The 18,816-nt window shown below is 66.6% G+C and carries 16 protein-coding genes; 13 read left to right on the top strand and 3 right to left on the bottom strand.

Features of this window, described 5'->3' with window-relative positions; all coding sequences use genetic code 11:
* Nucleotides 1-137 precede the first annotated feature (137 nt).
* The 10 genes from rsmB (at nt 138) to AC1DOQ_RS26235 (ending at nt 10,492) form a co-directional block, all read left to right on the top strand.
* Nucleotides 138-1,487, top strand: a complete 1,350-nt coding sequence (gene rsmB, locus AC1DOQ_RS26280; RefSeq protein WP_477371154.1) for a 16S rRNA (cytosine(967)-C(5))-methyltransferase RsmB — start codon at nt 138-140, stop codon at nt 1,485-1,487.
* 37 nt (nt 1,488-1,524) lie between these two features.
* Nucleotides 1,525-2,088 (top strand): DUF4390 domain-containing protein, encoded by a 564-nt coding sequence (locus AC1DOQ_RS26275; RefSeq protein WP_477371151.1) that lies wholly within the window; start codon nt 1,525-1,527, stop codon nt 2,086-2,088.
* A 3-nt stretch (nt 2,089-2,091) separates the two neighbouring features.
* Entirely contained in the window at nt 2,092-4,398 is a 2,307-nt protein-coding gene (locus AC1DOQ_RS26270; RefSeq protein ID WP_477371148.1) for a sensor histidine kinase, read from the top strand.
* Between the two features lie 52 nt (nt 4,399-4,450).
* Nucleotides 4,451-5,185: a response regulator gene (locus AC1DOQ_RS26265; protein WP_477371145.1), complete on the top strand. Its 735-nt coding sequence runs from the start codon at nt 4,451-4,453 to the stop codon at nt 5,183-5,185.
* Nucleotides 5,186-5,199: 14 nt separating this feature from the next.
* Nucleotides 5,200-5,577 carry a GTPase gene (locus tag AC1DOQ_RS26260; protein ID WP_477371142.1) on the top strand — a complete coding sequence of 126 codons (378 nt, stop codon included), beginning with the start codon at nt 5,200-5,202 and terminating at the stop codon, nt 5,575-5,577.
* A gap of 147 nt (nt 5,578-5,724) precedes the next feature.
* On the top strand, nt 5,725-5,982 hold the full coding sequence (locus AC1DOQ_RS26255) for a BTH_I0359 family protein (RefSeq protein WP_047827039.1): 258 nt from the start codon (nt 5,725-5,727) through the stop codon (nt 5,980-5,982).
* A 69-nt stretch (nt 5,983-6,051) separates the two neighbouring features.
* Nucleotides 6,052-6,816, top strand: coding sequence for a class II glutamine amidotransferase (locus AC1DOQ_RS26250; protein WP_477371139.1), 765 nt, complete (start codon nt 6,052-6,054; stop codon nt 6,814-6,816).
* 117 nt (nt 6,817-6,933) lie between these two features.
* Nucleotides 6,934-8,253 (top strand): EAL and HDOD domain-containing protein, encoded by a 1,320-nt coding sequence (locus AC1DOQ_RS26245; protein WP_477371136.1) that lies wholly within the window; start codon nt 6,934-6,936, stop codon nt 8,251-8,253.
* Nucleotides 8,254-8,266: 13 nt separating this feature from the next.
* Nucleotides 8,267-9,208 (top strand): ABC transporter ATP-binding protein, encoded by a 942-nt coding sequence (locus tag AC1DOQ_RS26240; RefSeq protein WP_477371133.1) that lies wholly within the window; start codon nt 8,267-8,269, stop codon nt 9,206-9,208.
* A 6-nt stretch (nt 9,209-9,214) separates the two neighbouring features.
* Entirely contained in the window at nt 9,215-10,492 is a 1,278-nt protein-coding gene (locus AC1DOQ_RS26235) for an ABC transporter permease (protein ID WP_477371130.1), read from the top strand.
* A gap of 66 nt (nt 10,493-10,558) precedes the next feature.
* On the opposite strand, the gene metH is transcribed toward AC1DOQ_RS26235, so the two are convergent.
* Entirely contained in the window at nt 10,559-14,326 is a 3,768-nt protein-coding gene (gene metH / locus AC1DOQ_RS26230) for a methionine synthase (protein WP_477371127.1), read from the bottom strand.
* Nucleotides 14,327-14,623: 297 nt separating this feature from the next.
* Between metH and AC1DOQ_RS26225 the strand changes: the two genes are divergently transcribed.
* Complete coding sequence (locus AC1DOQ_RS26225) at nt 14,624-14,854, top strand: BrnA antitoxin family protein (protein WP_477371123.1); 231 nt, start codon at nt 14,624-14,626, stop codon at nt 14,852-14,854.
* A 45-nt stretch (nt 14,855-14,899) separates the two neighbouring features.
* On the opposite strand, the gene fmt is transcribed toward AC1DOQ_RS26225, so the two are convergent.
* Together fmt and def are read right to left on the bottom strand one after the other, a co-directional pair.
* Complete coding sequence (fmt, locus tag AC1DOQ_RS26220; protein ID WP_477371120.1) at nt 14,900-15,850, bottom strand: methionyl-tRNA formyltransferase; 951 nt, start codon at nt 15,848-15,850, stop codon at nt 14,900-14,902.
* Nucleotides 15,851-15,861: 11 nt separating this feature from the next.
* Entirely contained in the window at nt 15,862-16,398 is a 537-nt protein-coding gene (gene def, locus AC1DOQ_RS26215; RefSeq protein WP_477371118.1) for a peptide deformylase, read from the bottom strand.
* Nucleotides 16,399-16,671: 273 nt separating this feature from the next.
* Here def and AC1DOQ_RS26210 point away from each other — a divergent pair, with 273 nt between their 5' ends.
* The gene (locus AC1DOQ_RS26210) at nt 16,672-17,808 is read left to right on the top strand and encodes a LysM peptidoglycan-binding domain-containing protein (protein WP_477371115.1); all 1,137 of its coding nucleotides are present in this window, start codon (nt 16,672-16,674) and stop codon (nt 17,806-17,808) included.
* Between the two features lie 88 nt (nt 17,809-17,896).
* Nucleotides 17,897-18,816 (top strand): DNA-processing protein DprA (gene dprA, locus AC1DOQ_RS26205; RefSeq protein WP_477371112.1); only part of this gene is annotated, 920 nt, incomplete at its 3' end.

The following is an 18,816-nucleotide window of genomic DNA, read 5'->3' as shown; positions in this document are numbered from 1 at the left end:
AGGGACGTCCGTCCGGCCGGCCGGAGCAGGGCGCACGCGGCCAGGGGCCCGCAGCGGCGCCGGCACGGCCGCCGGCGCCCGCTCCGGCTCCGCTATCCGCACCAGTCCCGGCGCCGGTCCGCGACGACAGCCCGCGCCTGCGCCAGAGCCACGAGTTCAAGGCTCCGGTCCAGCTCGATTTCCGTCCCGAACTGAAGGGCGATTCGCTCGCCTTCGCCCTGCTCGGCGCGGCCAGCAGCATCGCCCGCGTATGGAACGGCAGCACGCTGCCCCAGGCCCTGTCCGAGGTCTTCCATGCCTATGAGGCGACCCCGCAGGCGCGCGGCGCGATCCAGGACATCGCCTACCGCACGATGCGCCAGCTGGGCCGCAGCGAGACCCTGCTGGCCATGATGACCAGCAAATCGCCGGAGCCGCCGATGCTGGCCGGCCTGCTGTGCGCGGCGCTGGCCCTGCTCGATCCGCCGGAAGGAAGCCAGCCGCCCTACGAAGCCTTTACCGTGGTCGACCAGGCCGTCGGCGCCGCTGCCGCCCACCCCGATTTCGCGCATGCCAAGGCGATGGTGAACGCGGTGCTGAGGCGCTTCCTGCGCGAGAAGGAAGCCCTGCTGGCGGCTGCGCTGCCGCAGCCGCTGGCGCGCTGGAACTACCCGCAGTGGTGGATCGACGCGGTGCGCAGCGCCTACCCGCAGCAGTGGCAGGACATCCTCCAGGCCGGCAACCGCCAGCCGCCGCTGACCCTGCGCGTCAACCTGCGCAAGACCAGTGTCGAGGCCTATCTGCAGACCCTGGCCGCGGCCGGCATCGAAGCCACGCGCGTCGGCCCGTCCGCCCTGCGCCTGGCCCAGGCCATGAACGTGGTGCAGATTCCCGGCTTCGAGCAGGGCGTGGTGTCGGTGCAGGACGCCGGCGCCCAGCTGGCCGCGCCGCTGCTCGACCTGCACGACGGCATGCGCGTGCTGGACGCCTGCGCGGCCCCGGGCGGCAAGAGCGGCCACATCCTCGAGACGGCCGACGTCGACCTCACCGCGCTCGACGTCGACGGCCGCCGCCTGGCCCGCGTCGACCAGAACCTGCAGCGCCTGGGCCTGCACGCCACCGTCAAGACCGGCGCGGCCGAAGACACCGGCTGGTGGGACGGACGTCAGTACGATCGCATCCTGGCCGACGTGCCGTGCACGGCCTCGGGCATCGTGCGGCGCCATCCGGATATCCGTTGGTTGCGCCGGAAGAGCGATACCCACCAACTTGCAACACTTTCCATCAAAATACTCGACAATCTTTGGCAGATGCTGCGGCCCGATGGTAAATTGCTGTTCGTGACATGTTCGCTCTGGCCGCAGGAATCGGAAGCGCAGGCCGCCGCCTTCGCGGCGCGCCACGGTGCGGTCCGTCTCGATGCGCCGGGCCAGCTTCTTCCGACAAGCGGTGCCGGGCAGGATCATGATGGTCTGTTCTATGCCCTGTTCCAGAAGGCAGGGGCGTAAGACCTCCCGATAACACGCTTTTTGAGGCCTGGCCCTAGTGATTGCCCGATTTTTCCGTCTGTTCGTCTGCCAGTGCATGCTGGTCTTCGCCTGCGCCGGTGCGCAGGCGGCCGACGGAATCGAGATCACCCGCGCCAGCATCGCCGCTTCCGACGACGGTTACCGCCTGTCCTCCAATTATTCCTTCGACCTGACGCCGGGCCTGGAACAGGCCGTGATGCACGGCGTGGCCCTGTACTTCACCACCGAGATCGAGCTGACCCGGCCGCGCTGGTGGTGGTACGACGACAAGGCGGTGTCGAAACGGCGCACCGTGCGCCTGCACTACGACCTGCTGAACCGCCAGTACACCGTGCAGGTGATCGGCAGCCTGCAGCAAAGCTTCGCCACCCTCGACGAGGCCCTGTTCCTGATCCGCCGGCCGGTGCCCTGGCTGTTCGCCGCGCGCGGCGACCTCAAGTCCGGCGAGACCTACAACGTGACCCTGCGCATGTTCATGGACCGTGAATACCTGCAGAAGCCGCTCCAGGTGGATGCCTTCAACAATTCCGACCTGCGCCTGGCTTCGCACAAGAAGACCTTCACCTATCGTGCGGAGTAAGCCGTGACCCAGGTCCTGCGCTACGTGCTCGTGATCGGCAGCGCGATCGGCTCGATCCTGCTGTTCCTGCTCGCCTCCGCCTCCGACAACTCGGGCTTCCTGGACCGGAACTACTCCTGGGTGCTGGGATTGAACACCGCGGTCGCCGGCGCCCTCCTGATCCTGGTGATCGTCGCCCTGACGCGCCTGTACGCGCGCTACAAGGCCGGCAAGTTCGGCTCGCGCCTGATGACCCGCCTGATGCTGCTGTTCGCCGGCATCGGCATCCTGCCCGGGCTGGTGATCTTCATGGTCTCGGTGCGCTTCGTGTCGCACTCGATCGAGTCCTGGTTCGACGTCAAGATCGAGGCCGCGCTGGACTCCGGCCTGAAGCTGGGGCAGGCCGCGCTGGACGAATCGAAGTCCCAGCTGGTCGTGAGCGCCAGCACCACCGCCGCCACCCTGGCCGGCCAGGACCCGGCCGCCGCGCGGGCGATCCTGACCCGCCTGGTCAGCGGCGAGACCGGGATGCAGAGCGCGCTGCTGCTGTCGGCCGACGGCAAGGTCGTGGTCTCGGCCGCCGAGGATCCGCAGAGCGACCTCACGCCCGACCTGCCGAGCCCGCAGATGCTCAAGCAGGCCGCGCTGCCGGGCGGCTATGCGCAATCCGAAGGCAGCGCCGAACATGAATTCCGCGACTTCCAGGGCGCCGGCGCGCCCAGCGGCCTGGACATGGCGACCGGCCTGCGCCTGCGCGCGGTGGTGTCGGTGCCGGAACCGCCCGGCACCGAGCCGCGCTACCTGCAGCTGATCCAGTCGGTGCCGATCAACCTGGCCACCAACGCCCAGGTGCTGCAGGACGCCTACAGCACCTACCAGAGCCGCGCGTTCTCGCGCACCGGCCTGCGCAAGATGTACATCGGGACCCTCACGCTGACCCTGCTGCTGGCGATCTTCTCCGCCATCGGCAGCGCCTTCCTGATCGCCGGCAACCTGGCGCAGCCGCTGCTGGTGCTGGCCGAGGGCACGCGCGCGGTGGCCGAGGGCGACCTGTCGCCGCGGCCGATCGTCGAGACCAACGACGAACTCGGCACGCTGACCCAGTCCTTCAACGCCATGACCGGCCAGCTGTTCGAGGCCAGGTCCGCCGTCGAGCGCAACCGCGCCGCGCTGCAGAGCGCCAAGGCCCACCTGGAATCGGTGCTGGCCAATATGTCGGCCGGCGTGGTGGTGATGGATGCCGACGGCGTGGTGGTCAATTCGAACGACGCCGTGCACCGCATCCTGCAGGTCGACGCCAGCGCGCTGGCCGGCCGCCCGCTGGACGCGATCGAGGGACTGGAAGCCTTCGCCGGCGCCGTCACCAAGGCATTCTCGGCGCAGAGCGCGCAGTCGGCGGCCAAGCAGGGACGCCGCCACGGCGACCAGCGCGCCCACTGGCAGCAGCAGATCGAAGTGCCGCGCCGCCCCGGCACCAGCGACGACCACGACCTGACCCTGCTGGCGCGCGGCTCGCGCCTGCCGGTGGGGGCGGGCAGCGGCTTCATCGTGGTGTTCGACGATATCTCCGACGTGATCTCGGCCCAGCGTTCGGTGGCCTGGGGCGAGGTCGCGCGGCGCCTGGCGCACGAGATCAAGAATCCGCTGACGCCGATCCAGCTGTCGGCCGAGCGCTTGCAGATGAAGCTGGCCGACCGCCTCGACCCCCAGGGCGCCGAGCTGCTGAAGAAGGGCACCGACACCATCGTCACCCAGGTCGACGCCATGAAGCGCATGGTCGACGACTTCCGCGACTACGCCAAGGCGCCGCCGGCGGTGCTCGGCCCCCTCGACCTGAACGACCTGATCTCGCAGATCCTGAATCTCTACCTGGCGGAGGACGGCTCCGACGTCATCCACGCCGTGCTGGCGCCGAACCTGCCGCGCGTGATGGGCGATGCCACCCAGTTGCGCCAGGTGATCCACAACCTGCTTGCCAACGCCCAGGACGCGCTGGCCGATTCGCCGCCGCCCGACGGCGGACCGCCGCGCATCGACCTGGTGACCGAGGCCATCCACTACGAAGGCGCGGACGGCGCCGCCGGCACCGCGGTGCGCCTGGCGATCGTCGACAACGGCCCCGGCTTCGCGCCGAAGATCCTGTCGCGCGCCTTCGAACCCTATGTCACGTCGAAGGCCAGGGGTACCGGTCTCGGCCTGCCGATGGTCAAGAAGATCGTCGATGAACACGGGGGCCGGATCGACGTCGGCAACCGGGCGGACGGATCTGGCGCTTCGGTATCGATTTTGCTGTTAAAGTTAGCACCCGAGGCGAACTTGGCCGAAGCGTGATTCGCGCATAGAATCTGGGCTGTGAGGGTCAGACAGGAAGGCAAGAGAGAGAATGGCGAACATACTCGTAGTTGATGATGAAATGGGAATCCGCGAGCTGCTCTCGGAAATCCTTGGCGACGAGGGCCACGTGGTGCAGCTGGCGGAAAACGCCCAGCAGGCCAGGAACGCGCGCCAGCAGGGCGCGCCCGACCTGGTCCTGCTTGATATCTGGATGCCGGATACGGACGGCGTCACCCTGCTCAAGGAGTGGCAGCGGGACGGCCTGCTCACGATGCCCGTGATTATGATGTCGGGCCATGCGACGATCGACACCGCGGTCGAGGCGACCCGCATCGGCGCCCTGAACTTCCTCGAAAAACCGATCGCCCTGCAGAAATTGCTGAAGGCGGTGCAGCAGGGCCTGACCCGTGCCCAGGAAGTGGCGCGCGCCCCGGCCATCGCCCCGCGCCCGGCTGTCGCCAGCGCCCCGGTGCCCGAGCCGAGCGTGCCGAGCGCCCCGATGTACGCGGCCCAGCCGCCCGCGAACGGCGCGATCGGCATCGCCCGCCCGGTCGGCAACGGCGAAGCCCATGCCCATGGCTATACGCTGTCCTTCGACCTGCCGCTGCGCGAAGCGCGCGACGCCTTCGAGCGTATGTACTTCGAACACCACCTGGGCCGCGAAGGCGGCTCCATGACCCGCGTGGCCGAGAAGACCGGCCTGGAACGCACCCACCTGTACCGCAAGCTCAAGCAGCTCGGCGTCGAGCCCGGCAAGCTGGGCAAGAAGAACGCCGCCCAATGAGCACGGCAAGTCCCGTGACCGTTACCTTGGTCACGGGAGCTTCGGCGGCGGGGCGGGAACAAGCCATCTTCGGCCAGCTTCAGTTGTCAAATTTGCACCAAAATAGTGCAAAATCCGCTGTGATCCTCGAGGGCCTCGCGCCCGGCAATTCCCCTCTCGATTCCCTTCCCGCAGATGTCCTGTTCGCGCGCATCGCGCCCGGCTGCCTGTGCTGCACCGGCAATCTGGTTTTGCGTGTAACATTGAATCGCATGCTGCGCCAGCGGCCTGAACGCCTGTTCATCGGCGTCGCCCGCAGCGAGCACCTTGATCAGTTGCGATCGTGGCTGCAGGCCGAGCCATACGATCAGCTGCTAAGGCTGACACCCGACCTGATCTCATCGCCTTCATAGGATCGCGCCTACAGCGTCCTCAGCATTTCGGAAGCTTGAAATCAGGCAGGACAGCCCCACCTCGGCATTGAAGTAGATTGCATTCATCATTGGATGCCCGCCGCCGGGCACCAAGCTTCGCCAATCTGATCGAGTGAAGGAGTCATCATGAACATGATCTATAACAGCGAGCAGTACAGCGTCGTCGAATTTGGCGTCGATCACAACCTCGAAGCCCTGCGCTTCGGCGGCTACGAGATCGTCGACAAGTCCGGCCGTCGCGAAGCGTTCATCGGCGGCAAACTGGCTCAGGCTTTCCGGCGCGACGTCAACAACCTGATCGCGAGCGAGCCGACGATGGAAGAGATCGACGAGTTCCTGGGTTCCTACGATACCCTGATGAGCCAGCCGGTCGTCCTGCATTGAACAGCACGGCCCGGGCCTGTCGTCTTTACCAAGACCGGCCCGGCAGTCCAGGCATGGTAAGCTTGGCCCATGTGTCAATTACTTGCCATGAATTGCAATGTCCCCACTGACATTGTCTTCAGCTTCACCGGCTTCGCCCACCGCGGCGGCCGCACCGATACCCACCACGACGGCTGGGGCATCGCCTTCTTCGAGGGCGCCGGCGTTCGCCATTTCGTCGATCACCAGGCCGCCATCGCATCCCCGATCGCCGAACTGATCAAGCGCTACCCGATCAAGTCGCTGAACGTCATCGCGCATATCCGCAAGGCCACGCAAGGCCAGGTGGCGCTGGAGAATTGCCATCCCTTCGTGCGCGAACTGTGGGGCCGCTACTGGGTGTTCGCCCACAATGGCGATCTGAAGGATTTCCGACCGACCCTCGACGGCGCCTTCCGCCCGGTCGGCAATACCGACAGCGAGCTGGCCTTCTGCTTCCTGCTGCAGGAGCTGTGCGCCCGCTTTGGCGACCGGCCGCCCGCGCTGCCGGCCCTGCGCGCGGCGATCGGCGAACTGGTCCGCGTGATCGCCCGCCACGGCACGTTCAACATGATGTTGTCCGACGGCACCGCCATGTTCGCCCATTGCTCGACCAAGCTGTGCTACGTGGTGCGCCAATACCCCTTCGACAAGGCCTGCCTGGCCGACGAAGACCTGTCGGTCGACTTTTCGCAGGTGACGACACCGAACGACCGCGTCGCCATCATCGTCACCACGCCGCTCACGACCAACGAAACCTGGACCGAATTCGCGCCCGGCGAGCTGAAGGTCTTTGTCGACGGATGGCCGGTGTAGGAATTTTCTGAATGTGAGCAGGATGTTACGTTTTTGGCTTGAAATTAATGCCTAAAAGCCACTAGGCGGACGGAATGGGGTAAAGTGCTTGGTGTACAAGCTGCCGAAGAGTCCGAGATGACCCCTACCCAGAGACAGGACCAAGCCGACCATCCCTTGCGTGTGCGCGACTTCTACCTGGGGCGCCAGCCCGTGCTGGACCGTAACCAGTCCCTGTTCGGCTACGAGCTGCTGTTCCGCAGCACGCCGCTCGGCCAGGCGGACGTCAGGCAGGGCGCCGGCCTGAGCGCCACCGCCGCCGTCATCGCCCACGCCGCCCAGCTCGGCCTGGCGCGCGCCATCGGCGACGCCCACTGCTTCCTGAACGTCGACGCCGATGTGCTGGGCAGCGACATCTTCGCCTTCCTGCCGCGCGAACGCACGGTGCTCGAACTGGCCGCTTCGGTGGCGCCGGACGAGGCGACCCTGGCGCGCCTGGCCGAGCTGGCCGGCCACGGTTTCCAGTTCGCCCTCGACGGCATCGATAGCGGCAGTGCCGGCGCGGGCATCGACGATGCGGCGCGCCTGCAGAAGCTGCTGCCGCTGGCGCGCTTCGTCAAGCTCGACCTGCGTACGACGCCGCTGCCGGCCCTGGGCACCCTGGTGGCGCGCCTGCACGGCATGAACAAGACCGTGGTGGCGAACAAGGTCGAGACCCGCGACGAATACCAGGCCTGCCTCGACCTCGGCATCGACTACTTCCAGGGCTATTATTTCGCCCGTCCCTCGGTGCTGGGTGGACGCAAGCTGTCGCCCTCGCAGGCGGCGGTGCTGGAGCTGATGAAGCTGGTGACCTCGGACGTCGACAACGCCGACATCGAACGCGCCGTGAAGCGCGACGTGACGGTGGCGATGAACCTGCTGCGCCTGGTGAACACGCCGGCGGTGGGCGCGCGCCAGCGCATCGATTCGGTGTCCCAGGCCCTGATCCTGCTGGGCCGGCGCCAGCTGCAGCGCTGGCTGCAGATCATGCTGTACGCCGAGCCGGGCACGCGCGGCCACAACCAGACCCCGCTGCTGATGCTGGCGACCACCCGCGGCCGCCTGATGGAGCTGCTGGCCCAGCGCCTGCGCCCCGGCCAGCGCTACCTGTCCGAGATCGCCTTCACGGTCGGCATCATGTCGCTGATGGACGTCCTGTTCGGCATCCCGATGGCCGACATCGCCGAACAGATCCCGGTCAGCGACGAGATCTCGCAAGCGCTGCTGCGCCGCGGCGGCTTCTTCGGCGAGCTGCTCAAGCTGGCCGAATGCATCGAGTCGCCCGACAGCCACGAGGGCGAGGAAGACAGCGTGCTGCCGTCGCTGCGCGGGCTGGCGATTTCGGGCGACGACATGGTCGAACTCGAGATGGCCGCGTTCCAGTGGTCCGACTCCGTCGTAAGGTACGCGATCTAAGGAGGTGTAGAACATGTCGTCCGTCCTCCTGAGTGTGCACAACCTGGTCAAGACCTACGGCACACGCCGGGCGGTCGACGGCGTCTCCTTCCGCGTGCTGGCCGGCCAGACCGTCGGCCTGCTGGGCCCGAACGGCGCCGGCAAGTCGACCACGGTCGGCATGCTGTGCGGCCTGCTCGTGCCCGACTCGGGCGAGATCTTCCTGGGCGGCGAACGGGTCGGGCCGGGCGCTGCAGCGGTCAAGCGCAGGATCGGCGTGGTGCCGCAGGACCTGGCCCTGTACGACGAGCTGTCCGCGACCGAGAACCTGCGCCTGTTCGGCGCCCTGTACGGCTTGCGCGGCGGCCTGCTGCTTGATCGCATCGAGAAGGTGCTGGGCCAGGTGAACCTGCTCGACCGCGCGCGCGACAAGCCGGCCACCTATTCCGGCGGGATGAAGCGGCGGTTGAACATCGCCGCGGCCCTGATGCACGATCCCCAGCTGCTGATCCTGGACGAGCCCACCGTCGGCGTCGACCCGCAGAGCCGCAGCGCCATCTTCGATACCCTGGAAGCCCTGCAGGCCCAGGGCAAGGCCCTGATCTACACCAGCCACTACATGGAAGAGGTGGAGCGCCTGGCCGACCACATCGTCATCATCGACCACGGCAAGGTGCTGGCCGACGAGAGCCCGGCCTCGCTGCACAGCCGGCTGGCGGCCCAGGCCGCGCTGCGGGTCGAACTGGCGGAGCCGGCCCATGCCTCGCTGCTGGAGGGCTTGCGCGGGCAGCGTGGCGTAACCTCGTTGAATGCGAACGGTGGCGCCATCGACATCGGCCTGGCGCAGGCGGCCGATGCCTTGCCGGTGATGGGCTGGCTGCAGCAGGCCGGCTGCCGTCCGCTGCACTTCGCCACCGCGCGCACCAGCCTCGAGGACATCTTCCTGACCCTGACCGGACGTTCCCTGCGCGACTGACCCGACATGACTGCCTTCTACGCCCTGGTCCGCAAGGACATCATCCTGTTTTTATCGGACCGCCGCGCGCTGGCGATGACCCTGTTGCTGCCGATCGTGATCGCGGCCTTCTTCGGCTCCCTGTTCGGCGGTAATGCCAGGACCAGTGCGATCGAGGTCGCGCTGGTGCAGCAGGACACCAGCGAGATCGGGAATAAGATCGCCGCCGGCCTGAAGGCGGACCCGAACCTGCGCATCACGAGCATGGCCATGGCGGACGCCGAGAAGGCCGTGCGCAAGGGCGACCAGAAAGTGGCGATCGTGCTGCCGGCGGGCTTCGGCGAAGCGGCCGGCGCGGCCCTGTTCGGCAATGGCGGCAAGCCCGCGATCCCGCTGCTGTACGATCCTTCGCAGCCGGCCGTGCTGGGCATGGTCAAGGGCATGCTGACCCAGCAGGTGATGTCGGTGGTGAGCGCCGAGATGTTCGGCGGGAAGATGGGCCAGGAGATGACCGAGCGCAGCCTGCGCCAGCTCGACGGGAAAGCGCAGACCGACCCGGACAGCCGCGCCTTGCGCGACATGCTGGCCAGCGTGCAGAAATTCCAGTCCCTGCCGCCGAAGGACGCCGGCGCGTCCGGTGCCGCGGGCCGGGGCCTGAGCATGCCTTTCACTACCCGCGACCAGCAGCTCAGCAGCGGGGCCGCGGAGCAGGGCTACAACGCCTATGCCCACGCCTTCGCCGGCATGGGCGTGCAGTTCATCCTTTTCATGGGCATCGACATGGGCATCGGCATCCTGCTGGCGCAGCGCACCGGCGTCTGGAACCGCCTGCTGGCGGCGCCGGTGGGCCTGACCCAGTTGCTGCTGTCGCGCGCCGCCTCCGGCGCCATCATCGCCTTTGCCCTGCTGTGCATCGTGTTCGCGGTGGCGGTGGCGGTGTTCGGGGTGCATATCGCCAGCCTGCCGGGCTTCCTCGGCCTGGCGCTGTGCTTCGGCGTGCTGACCGCCAGCCTGGGCCTGCTGATCGCGGCCTTCGGCAAGACCCCCGAAGCGGCGCGCCGCATCGCGATGTTCGCGGTGCTGATCATGGTGATGCTGGGCGGCGCGTGGATGCCGTCCTTCCTGTTCCCGGAATGGCTGCAGAAGCTGACCATGGCGGTGCCGACGCGCTGGGCGGTCGACGGGCTCGATGCCGTCACCTGGCGCGGGATGGACGCGATGGCGGTGGCGCCGGCGATGGGGGTGGAGCTGGCGTTTGCGCTGGGGTTCGGCTTGCTGGCGGTGTGGAAGTTCAAGCGGGCCTGAAGCGTGGGCTCGGGGAGCCCACCCTACGGCAAATGTAGGGTGGGCACCCTGTGCCCACGTTGAAGATCAAAGGTTCGGCGCCAGGTAACGCTCGACGTCTTCCTTCGGCAGCCCGCGGCGCGCCGCCATGTCCTCCAGCTGGTCCTGCCCGATCTTCCCGACCACGAAGTACTTCGACTCCGGATGCGAGAAGTAGAAGCCCGACACCGCCGCGCCCGGGTACATCGCGAAGGATTCCGTCAGCTCCATGCCGATTTCCTCGGCCTGCAGGGTCTTGAACAGCTCGGCCTTCACCGTGTGCTCGGGGCAGGCCGGGTAGCCCGGCGCCGGACGGATGCCGACATAGGCTTCCTTGATCAGCTGCTCGTTGCTGAGCTTCTCCAGCGGCTCGTAGCCCCACAGGTCGGTGCGCACGCGCTCGTGCATGTACTCGGCAAAGGCTTCGGCCAGGCGGTCGGCCAGGGCCTTGACCATGATCGACGAGTAATCGTCGCCTTCAAGCTCGAAGCGCTTCTCGATCTTCTCGGCGCCCAGGCCGGCGGTCACCGCGAACATGCCGATGTAGTCGGCCACGCCGGACTCCTTCGGCGCGATGAAGTCGGACAGGCACTGGTTCGGGCGCTGCACGCCGTCCACCACCGGCTTCACGCCCTGCTGGCGCAGGCCGTACCAGGTGAAGGCGACTTCGCTGCGCGATTCGTCGGTATAGATTTCGATGTCGTCGTCGTTGACGCTGTTCGCCGGCAGCAGGGCGATGGCGCCGTTGGCCGTCAGCCAGCGTCCGTCGACGATCTTCTTCAGCATCGCCTGGCCTTCCTCGAACACCTTGGAGGCCGCTTCGCCCACCACCTCGTCGTTGAGGATGGCGGGGTAGGGGCCGGCCAGGTCCCAGGTCTGGAAGAAGGGACCCCAGTCGATGTAGCGCGCCAGCGTGGACAGCTCGACGTTCTTGAAGACACGGCGGCCGATGAACTTCGGCTTCTGCGGCGCGTAATCGAGTTTCGCCTTGTTGGCGCGCGCCTGTTCCAGGCTCACCATCGGCAGCGCCTTCTTGTTGGCGTGCTGTTCGCGGATGCGCTCGTAGTCGCCGGCCAGTTCGGCCACGTAGGCGTCGCGCGTGTCCGCGGTCACCAGGGCCTGGCCCACCGACACCGAACGCGAAGCGTCCGGCACGTACACCACCGGGCCTTCGTAATGCGGTGCGATCTTGACCGCGGTGTGGGCGCGGCTGGTGGTGGCGCCGCCGATCAGCAGCGGCACCTGGCGCTCGCGGAACCAGGGGTCGCGCTGCATTTCGCGCGCCACATAGGCCATCTCTTCCAGTGACGGCGTGATCAGGCCGGACAGGCCGATGATGTCCGCGTTCTCTTCCTTGGCCTTGGCCAGGATCTCGGCGGCGGGCACCATCACGCCCATGTTGACGATCTCGAAGTTATTACATTGCAGGACCACCGAGACGATGTTCTTGCCGATGTCGTGGACGTCGCCCTTCACGGTCGCGATCACCATCTTGCCCTTCGGTTTGGCGACAATGCCGGTGCGGCGTTCCTCTGCCGCCTTTTCCTCTTCGATGAAGGGGATCAGGTGGGCCACGGCCTGCTTCATCACGCGCGCCGATTTCACCACCTGCGGCAGGAACATCTTGCCCTGGCCGAACAGGTCGCCGACGATGTTCATGCCGTCCATCAGCGGGCCTTCGATCACCTGGATCGGACGGCCGCCGGCGGCGTCGATCTTCTGGCGCGCTTCCTCGGTGTCCTCGACGATCCACTGGGTGATGCCGTGCACCAGCGCGTGCGACAGGCGCTGCTCGACGGCGGCGTTGCGCCACTCGAGGTTCGCTTCCTGTTTATTCCCGCCGGCCTTCAGGGTGCCGGCGAATTCGATCATGCGCTCGGTGGCGTCCTGGCGGCGGTTCAGCACCACGTCCTCCACGCGCTCGCGCAGCTCCGGCGACAGGTCGTCGTAGACGCCGATCATGCCGGCGTTGACGATGCCCATGGTCATGCCGGCCTTGATCGCGTGGTACAGGAACACGGTGTGGATGGCTTCGCGCGCCGGGTCGTTGCCGCGGAAGGAGAAAGACACGTTCGACACGCCGCCCGACACCTTCGCATGCGGCAGGTTCTCGCGGATCCAGCGCGTCGCGTTGATGAAGTCGACCGCGTAGTTGTCGTGCTCCTCGATGCCGGTGGCGATCGCGAAGATGTTCGGGTCGAAGATGATGTCTTCAGGCGGGAAGCCGACCTTCTGCGTTAGCACGTCGTAGGCGCGCTTGCAGATCTCGATCTTGCGCTCGAAGGTGTCGGCCTGACCCTTTTCGTCGAACGCCATCACGATCACGGCGGCGCCGTAGCGGCGGCACAGCTTGGCCTGGCGCAGGAATTCTTCCTCGCCTTCCTTCATCGAGATCGAGTTGACGATGGCTTTGCCTTGCACGCACTTCAGGCCGGCCTCGATCACGCTCCACTTCGAGGAGTCGATCATGATCGGCACGCGCGAGATGTCCGGTTCGGAGGCGATCAGGTTCAGGAAGCGGGTCATGGCCGCCTGCGAATCGAGCATCGCCTCGTCCATGTTGATGTCGATGACCTGGGCGCCGTTCTCGACCTGCTGGCGCGCCACCGACAGCGCCTCGTCGAACTGCTCGTTCAGGATCATGCGCGCGAAGGCCTTGGAGCCGGTCACGTTGGTGCGCTCGCCGACGTTCACGAACAGCGAGGCATCGTCGATGGTGAAGGGCTCCAGGCCGGACAGGCGCAGCGCGGTCGGCACCTCCGGCACGGTGCGCGGCGTGGCCTTGGCCATCACGTCGGCGATGGCCTTGATGTGTTCCGGCGTGGTGCCGCAGCAGCCGCCGGCCACGTTGATGAAGCCCGCTTCGGCAAACTCCTTCAGCAGCGCCGAGGTGTCGGCCGGCAGCTCGTCGAAGCCGGTGTCGCTCATCGGGTTGGGCAGGCCGGCGTTCGGGTAGATGCACACATAGGTGTCGGCGATGGTCGACAGCTCCTGCGCATAGGGACGCATCAGGGCCGCGCCCAGCGCGCAGTTCAGGCCGATGGTCAGCGGCTTCGCGTGGCGCACCGAGTTCCAGAAGGCCGGCACGGTCTGGCCCGACAGGATGCGGCCCGAGGCGTCGGTGACGGTCCCGGAAATCATCAGCGGCAGGCGCGGCGTCTGCGGATGCTCGTCGAAGTACTGGTCGATCGCGAACAGGGCCGCCTTGCAGTTCAGGGTGTCGAAGATGGTCTCGACCAGCAGCAGGTCGACGCCGCCGTCGACCAGGCCGCGCAGCTGCTCGTAATAGGAGCTCACCAATTGATCGAAACTCACGTTGCGCGCGGCCGGATCGTTCACGTCTGGCGAGATCGATGCCGTCTTCGGGGTCGGGCCGAGGGCGCCGGCGGCGAAGCGCGGCTTGTCCGGGGTCGAGTATTTGGCGCAGGCGGCGCGCGCCAGCCTGGCGGCCTCCAGGTTCATCTCGTAGACCAGCTCCGCCATGTGATAGTCGTCCTGGGCGATGCCGGTGGCGCCGAAGGTATTGGTCTCGATGATGTCGGCGCCGGCCGCGAGGTAGCGCTCGTGGATTTCCTGGATGATCTGCGGCTGGGTCAGGTTCAGCAGCTCGTTATTCCCCTTCACGAACAGCTCGCGGGCGCCGCTGTTGGCCGGCGCGGCGAAATCCCTGAAGCGCTCGCCGCGGTAGGCCTGCTCGTCGAGCTTGTACTGCTGGATGATCGTGCCCATCGCCCCATCGAGGATCATGATGCGGCGCGCAAGAATCTCGCGCAGCTGGGCGTCGGCGGGGGAATAGGTCGGGGCAGCGGTGTTCATCAATGGTTTCCGGGAGGGTTCTACAGAGGCGGGTCTTCGATTATACCTTTACTAGCAGAGTTTGTTCGGCTGTCAAGCGGAGGCTGCCGGCAAACGCCTGTGTAAAGACGTTTGTAACCTTATGTTTCAGAAGTTCACACTGTTACAGTGTGATACAAAATGAGGCTTCTTAGCAATTTCTCGGATACATACAGGGACGACAATTAATTCCATGGAGCCGCCGCTGGCGCGGCCCCTAGTCCAAATCGAACGGAATGTGCGGACCCGTCGTCCGCCGCCACAATGGGAAGAATTGCAATGAACAAAGAATACGTGCCTGAATGGGACCAGCCGGCAGCCCGCACTGAAGAAACCACTGCCAACAAGAACGCCGCCAGCGGCGTGAAGCAGATCGTGACGATCCGCCTGGACGTCGACATGCTGGAGTGGTTCAAATCGGCAGGCCCGGGCTACCAGACCCGTATCAACCAGGTCCTGCGCGAGTACATGGAAGCCAATCGCGTGCGTGCTCAGGTCGAGCAGCACTAAGCGAAAAAAGGGGGCAATCGCCCCCTTCGTTTTTTGCGCCGCCGTTTATTCGAACGACACGCCGTCGAACGAAAATCCCTTCAGGAACTCTCCCGCCGCCAGGCGCTTGCCGCCCGGTTTCTGCAGTTCCGTCAGGCGCAGCGCGCCTTCTCCGCAAGCCACCACGATTCCCTGGGCATCCGCCGCCAGTACCTGGCCGGGCCGGCCTTTGCCGTCGACCGCCTGCGCATTCCAGATCTTGATCGTCACGCCCGCCACAGTTTGCATCGCTGCACCCGGGAAGGGATTGAAAGCCCGCACCTTGCGCGCCAGTTCGGCAGCGGGGCGCTGCAGGTCCAGCTTCGCTTCTTCCTTGCTGATCTTGGCGGCGTAGGTCACGCCTTCTTCCGGCTGCGGCACGGCAGCCAGGCGGCCCTTCGCCATCTCGTGCAAGGCCGCGACGATCATGCGGCCGCCCATCGCGGCCAGCTTGTCGTGCAGGCTGCCGGTGGTGTCGGTGTCGAGGATGGGCAGGCGCTCCATCGACAGCATCGGGCCGGTATCCAGGCCTTCTTCCATCTCCATGATGGTGACGCCGGTCTCGGCATCGCCGGATTCGATCGCCCGGTGGATCGGCGCGGCGCCGCGCCAGCGCGGCAGCAGGGAGCCGTGAATATTGATGCAGGGCTTGATGTCGAGGGTGGAGCGCGGCAGGATCAGGCCGTAGGCCGCGACCACCATCACGTCATAGTCGGTGGCCAGCAGGCGCTCGTGGGCGGCTTTCGCCTCCTCGGCGCGCTGGGCATCCCTGGCATCCATGCGTAAAGAGAGCGGCTGCAGCACCTCGATGCCGTGGGCCAGCGCCACCTGCTTGACGGCGGACGCCTGCAGCTGCATGCCGCGCCCGGCCGGACGGTCCGGCTGGGTCAGCACCAGGGGAATCTCGAAACCGGCGTCGATCAGGGCGCGCAGGGCTACGGCGGCGAATTCCGGCGTGCCGGCAAAGACGAGCTTCATGCGAGCCGCCATCAACGGCGGCCGGCGGCCTTCGGACCGCTGTTCTGGTGGGCGCGCTCTTCCTTGATCAGCTTGGTCTTGATGCGGTTGCGCTTGAGCGGCGACAGGTATTCGACGAAGACCTTGCCCATCAGGTGGTCCATCTCGTGCTGGACGCACACCGCCAGCAGGCCGTCGCATTCCATCTCGAAAGGCTTGTTGTGCTGGTCGACGGCCTTCACCTTCACGCGCGCCGGACGCTCGACGCCGTCGTAGATGCCGGGCACCGACAGGCAGCCTTCGTCGTAGACCTGCTTTTCCGGGCTCGACCAGGTGATTTCCGGGTTGACGAACACCAGCAGCTGGTCGTGGGTTTCGGTGACGTCGATCACGATCACGCGCTCGTGCACGTCGACCTGGGTCGCAGCCAGGCCCACGCCGGGAGCGTCATACATGGTCTCGGCCATGTCCTCGACCAGCTTGTGCAGGCGCTCGTCGAATTCGGTGACCGGTTTGGCCACTTTGTGCAGGCGCGGGTCGGGATAGCGAAGGATGTTCAGTAAGGCCATGGCTCTCTATTAACTCTGTTTATTCTGTCGTAATGCGTAGATGGGGTGTCCGTCACGCCGGTTCAAGCCTGTACAATTGTTTCCGCACAGACACAAAAGCAACACGCCGCGCCTGTGGCAGGACGCGGTTGTCTTGCTAGTTCAGGGATTTGTGGGCAGAATTTGATTCAGTTCGGCAACCCTTCGGTACAACAAGCTTTGATCCGGCGTGCGGTCAGCGAGTCGATTGCCTGGAACTTATCTGTGTTTTAGCCGCACTTTACGGACTCTTTGATGAAAAATTTTAGCACAGGCGTCGTCCGATCGCTCACGGTCCGCAGCGCCGCCGCCGCTCTTGCATCTGCCGTTCTGGCCATGCCGGCCCAGGCCGCTCCCGCCGCCGGCCCCCACTGCAGCTTCCGCCCGAACGCGCCCGACCAGCACGTGGTCGTCAAGCGCGATACGCTTTGGGATATTTCTGGCAAGTTTCTCGAGCATCCCTGGTGCTGGCCCCAGGTCTGGGGCATGAACCGCGACGAGATCCGCAACCCGCACTGGATCTACCCCGGCCAGATCATCTATTTCGACCGCGCCCACGGCCGCCTGACGCTCAGCAAGCCGGGCGCGGCGAGCGCCGGCGCCGACGCCGGCCTGCCGCCGGTGACGAAGCTGTCGCCGCAGATCCGCACCGAGGAAATGGCGCGCGACGCCATCTCCTCGATCCCCTCGAGCGCGATCGAGCCCTTCCTGACCCAGCCGCTGGTGGTCGAGCCGCGCGAACTGGATGCCGCGCCGCGCATCGCCGCCACCCCGGAAACCCGGGTCTACCTGGCCGAAGGCGACCGCATCTATGTGCGCGGCCCCCTGAACGGCGCCCGCAATTTCCAGGTCTTCCGTCCCGGCAAGGAGTTGGTCGACCCCGATACCGGCAAGGTCGTCGCCCACGAAGCCGCCTATGTCGGCTCGGCCAGGCTGGTGAAGGAAGCCGCGCCGGGCGTGGACGTGCATACCTTTACGGTCACCAGTTCGGTGCAGGAAATGGGCGTCGGCGACCGCCTGCTGCCGACCCCGGCCGTCCCGATGCGCAACTACGTGCCGCACGCGCCGGAGCGGCCGGTCACGGCGCGCATCATGTCGATGGCCAACGAATCGAATTACGCGTCGCAGAACCAGGTCGTGACTGTCAACCGGGGCGCGCTTGACGGACTCGATGTCGGCTCCGTGCTGCAGCTCTATCATCTCGGGAAGACGATCCAGGACCCGGGCGGCAGCAAAGGCTTCCTCGGCTTCGGCAAGTCGAGCTTGAGGATGCCGGACGAGCAGTATGGCGAACTGTTCATTTTCCGGGTGTTCGGCCATGTCGCGTATGGACTGGTCATGCAAGTGACGTTGCCGGTGGAAATAGGCGACGTGGCGAAATCACCGGAGTAATTCCGCCGTGCAGGACACGGACTTCCACCCCGCATACAAGACGGCCGCTGCAGACGATCCAGCGGCCGTCGCGTTTCTGGCGCTGCCCATGAGCGACGCCAGGCTGGCGGCCTGGCTGCGCCTGGAGCGCGCGAGCGGCATCGGCCCGCGTACCGGCCTCAAGCTGATCGACGCCTTCGGCAGCATCGACGCCGTGTTCGCTGCAGGCCAGGCGGCCTTGGCGGCGCATGTGAGCCCGGCCCAGGCAAGGGCGCTGCTGGCGCCCGCGCCGGCCGAGCTCGAACGCCTGGTCGAGGCCACGCTGCGCTGGCGCGAGCTGCCCGGCCACCGGGTGCTGGCGCTGGGCGAACCCGGCTATCCGGAACTGCTGGCCCATATTCCCGATCCGCCTTTGCTGCTCTATATAAAAGGGCGTGTGGAATTGCTGGCATCGCCCATGCTGGCGGTGGTCGGCAGCCGCAACGCCAGCGCCCAGGGCAAGGCGAACGCGCTGGCCTTTGCCGCGAGCCTGTCCGGCGCCGGCCTGTGCATCGTGTCGGGCCTGGCGCTGGGGATCGATGCCGCGGCCCACGAGGGCGCGCTGAAGGGACCCGGCTCGACCGTCGCCGTGATCGGTACCGGACCGGACCTGATCTATCCGGCGCGCAACCGCGCCCTGTGCGAACGCATCGGGGTGGAAGGCTGCATCGTCAGCGAATACCCGGTCGGCACCCCGCCGTTGCCCGGCAATTTCCCGAAGCGCAACCGGATCATCAGCGGGCTGGGGGCCGGGGTGCTGGTGGTCGAGGCGGCGGCGCAGTCCGGCTCGCTCATCACGGCGCGCCAGGCGGCCGAGCAGGGCAGGGACGTGTTCGCGGTCCCGGGCTCGATCCATGCCGCGCTGGCCAAGGGTTGTCACCTCCTGATCCGCGAAGGCGCCAAGCTGGTCGACACCGCGACCGACGTGCTGGAGGCGATGGCGATGTCGCCGCTGGCGCGCCGGGCGTCGCCGCCGGCGGCCCGTTGCGC

It is taken from the genome of Massilia sp. 01N417 (assembly GCF_056399645.1).
The sequence above is the reverse complement of the archived record's forward strand: the minus strand, read 5'-3'. Positions and strand labels throughout refer to the sequence as shown.

Excerpts from the sequence above, each read along its gene's own strand:
- AC1DOQ_RS26265 (WP_477371145.1), top strand. The coding sequence starts at position 4,451 with ATGGCGAACATACTCGTAGTTGATGATGAAATGGGAATCCGCGAGCTG.
- AC1DOQ_RS26255 (WP_047827039.1), top strand. The coding sequence starts at position 5,725 with ATGAACATGATCTATAACAGCGAGCAGTACAGCGTCGTCGAATTTGGC.
- AC1DOQ_RS26250 (WP_477371139.1), top strand. The coding sequence starts at position 6,052 with ATGTGTCAATTACTTGCCATGAATTGCAATGTCCCCACTGACATTGTC.
- AC1DOQ_RS26245 (WP_477371136.1), top strand. The coding sequence starts at position 6,934 with ATGACCCCTACCCAGAGACAGGACCAAGCCGACCATCCCTTGCGTGTG.
- AC1DOQ_RS26240 (WP_477371133.1), top strand. The coding sequence starts at position 8,267 with ATGTCGTCCGTCCTCCTGAGTGTGCACAACCTGGTCAAGACCTACGGC.
- AC1DOQ_RS26235 (WP_477371130.1), top strand. The coding sequence starts at position 9,215 with ATGACTGCCTTCTACGCCCTGGTCCGCAAGGACATCATCCTGTTTTTA.
- metH (WP_477371127.1), bottom strand. The coding sequence starts at position 14,326 with ATGAACACCGCTGCCCCGACCTATTCCCCCGCCGACGCCCAGCTGCGC.
- AC1DOQ_RS26225 (WP_477371123.1), top strand. The coding sequence starts at position 14,624 with ATGAACAAAGAATACGTGCCTGAATGGGACCAGCCGGCAGCCCGCACT.
- fmt (WP_477371120.1), bottom strand. The coding sequence starts at position 15,850 with ATGAAGCTCGTCTTTGCCGGCACGCCGGAATTCGCCGCCGTAGCCCTG.
- def (WP_477371118.1), bottom strand. The coding sequence starts at position 16,398 with ATGGCCTTACTGAACATCCTTCGCTATCCCGACCCGCGCCTGCACAAA.
- AC1DOQ_RS26210 (WP_477371115.1), top strand. The coding sequence starts at position 16,672 with ATGAAAAATTTTAGCACAGGCGTCGTCCGATCGCTCACGGTCCGCAGC.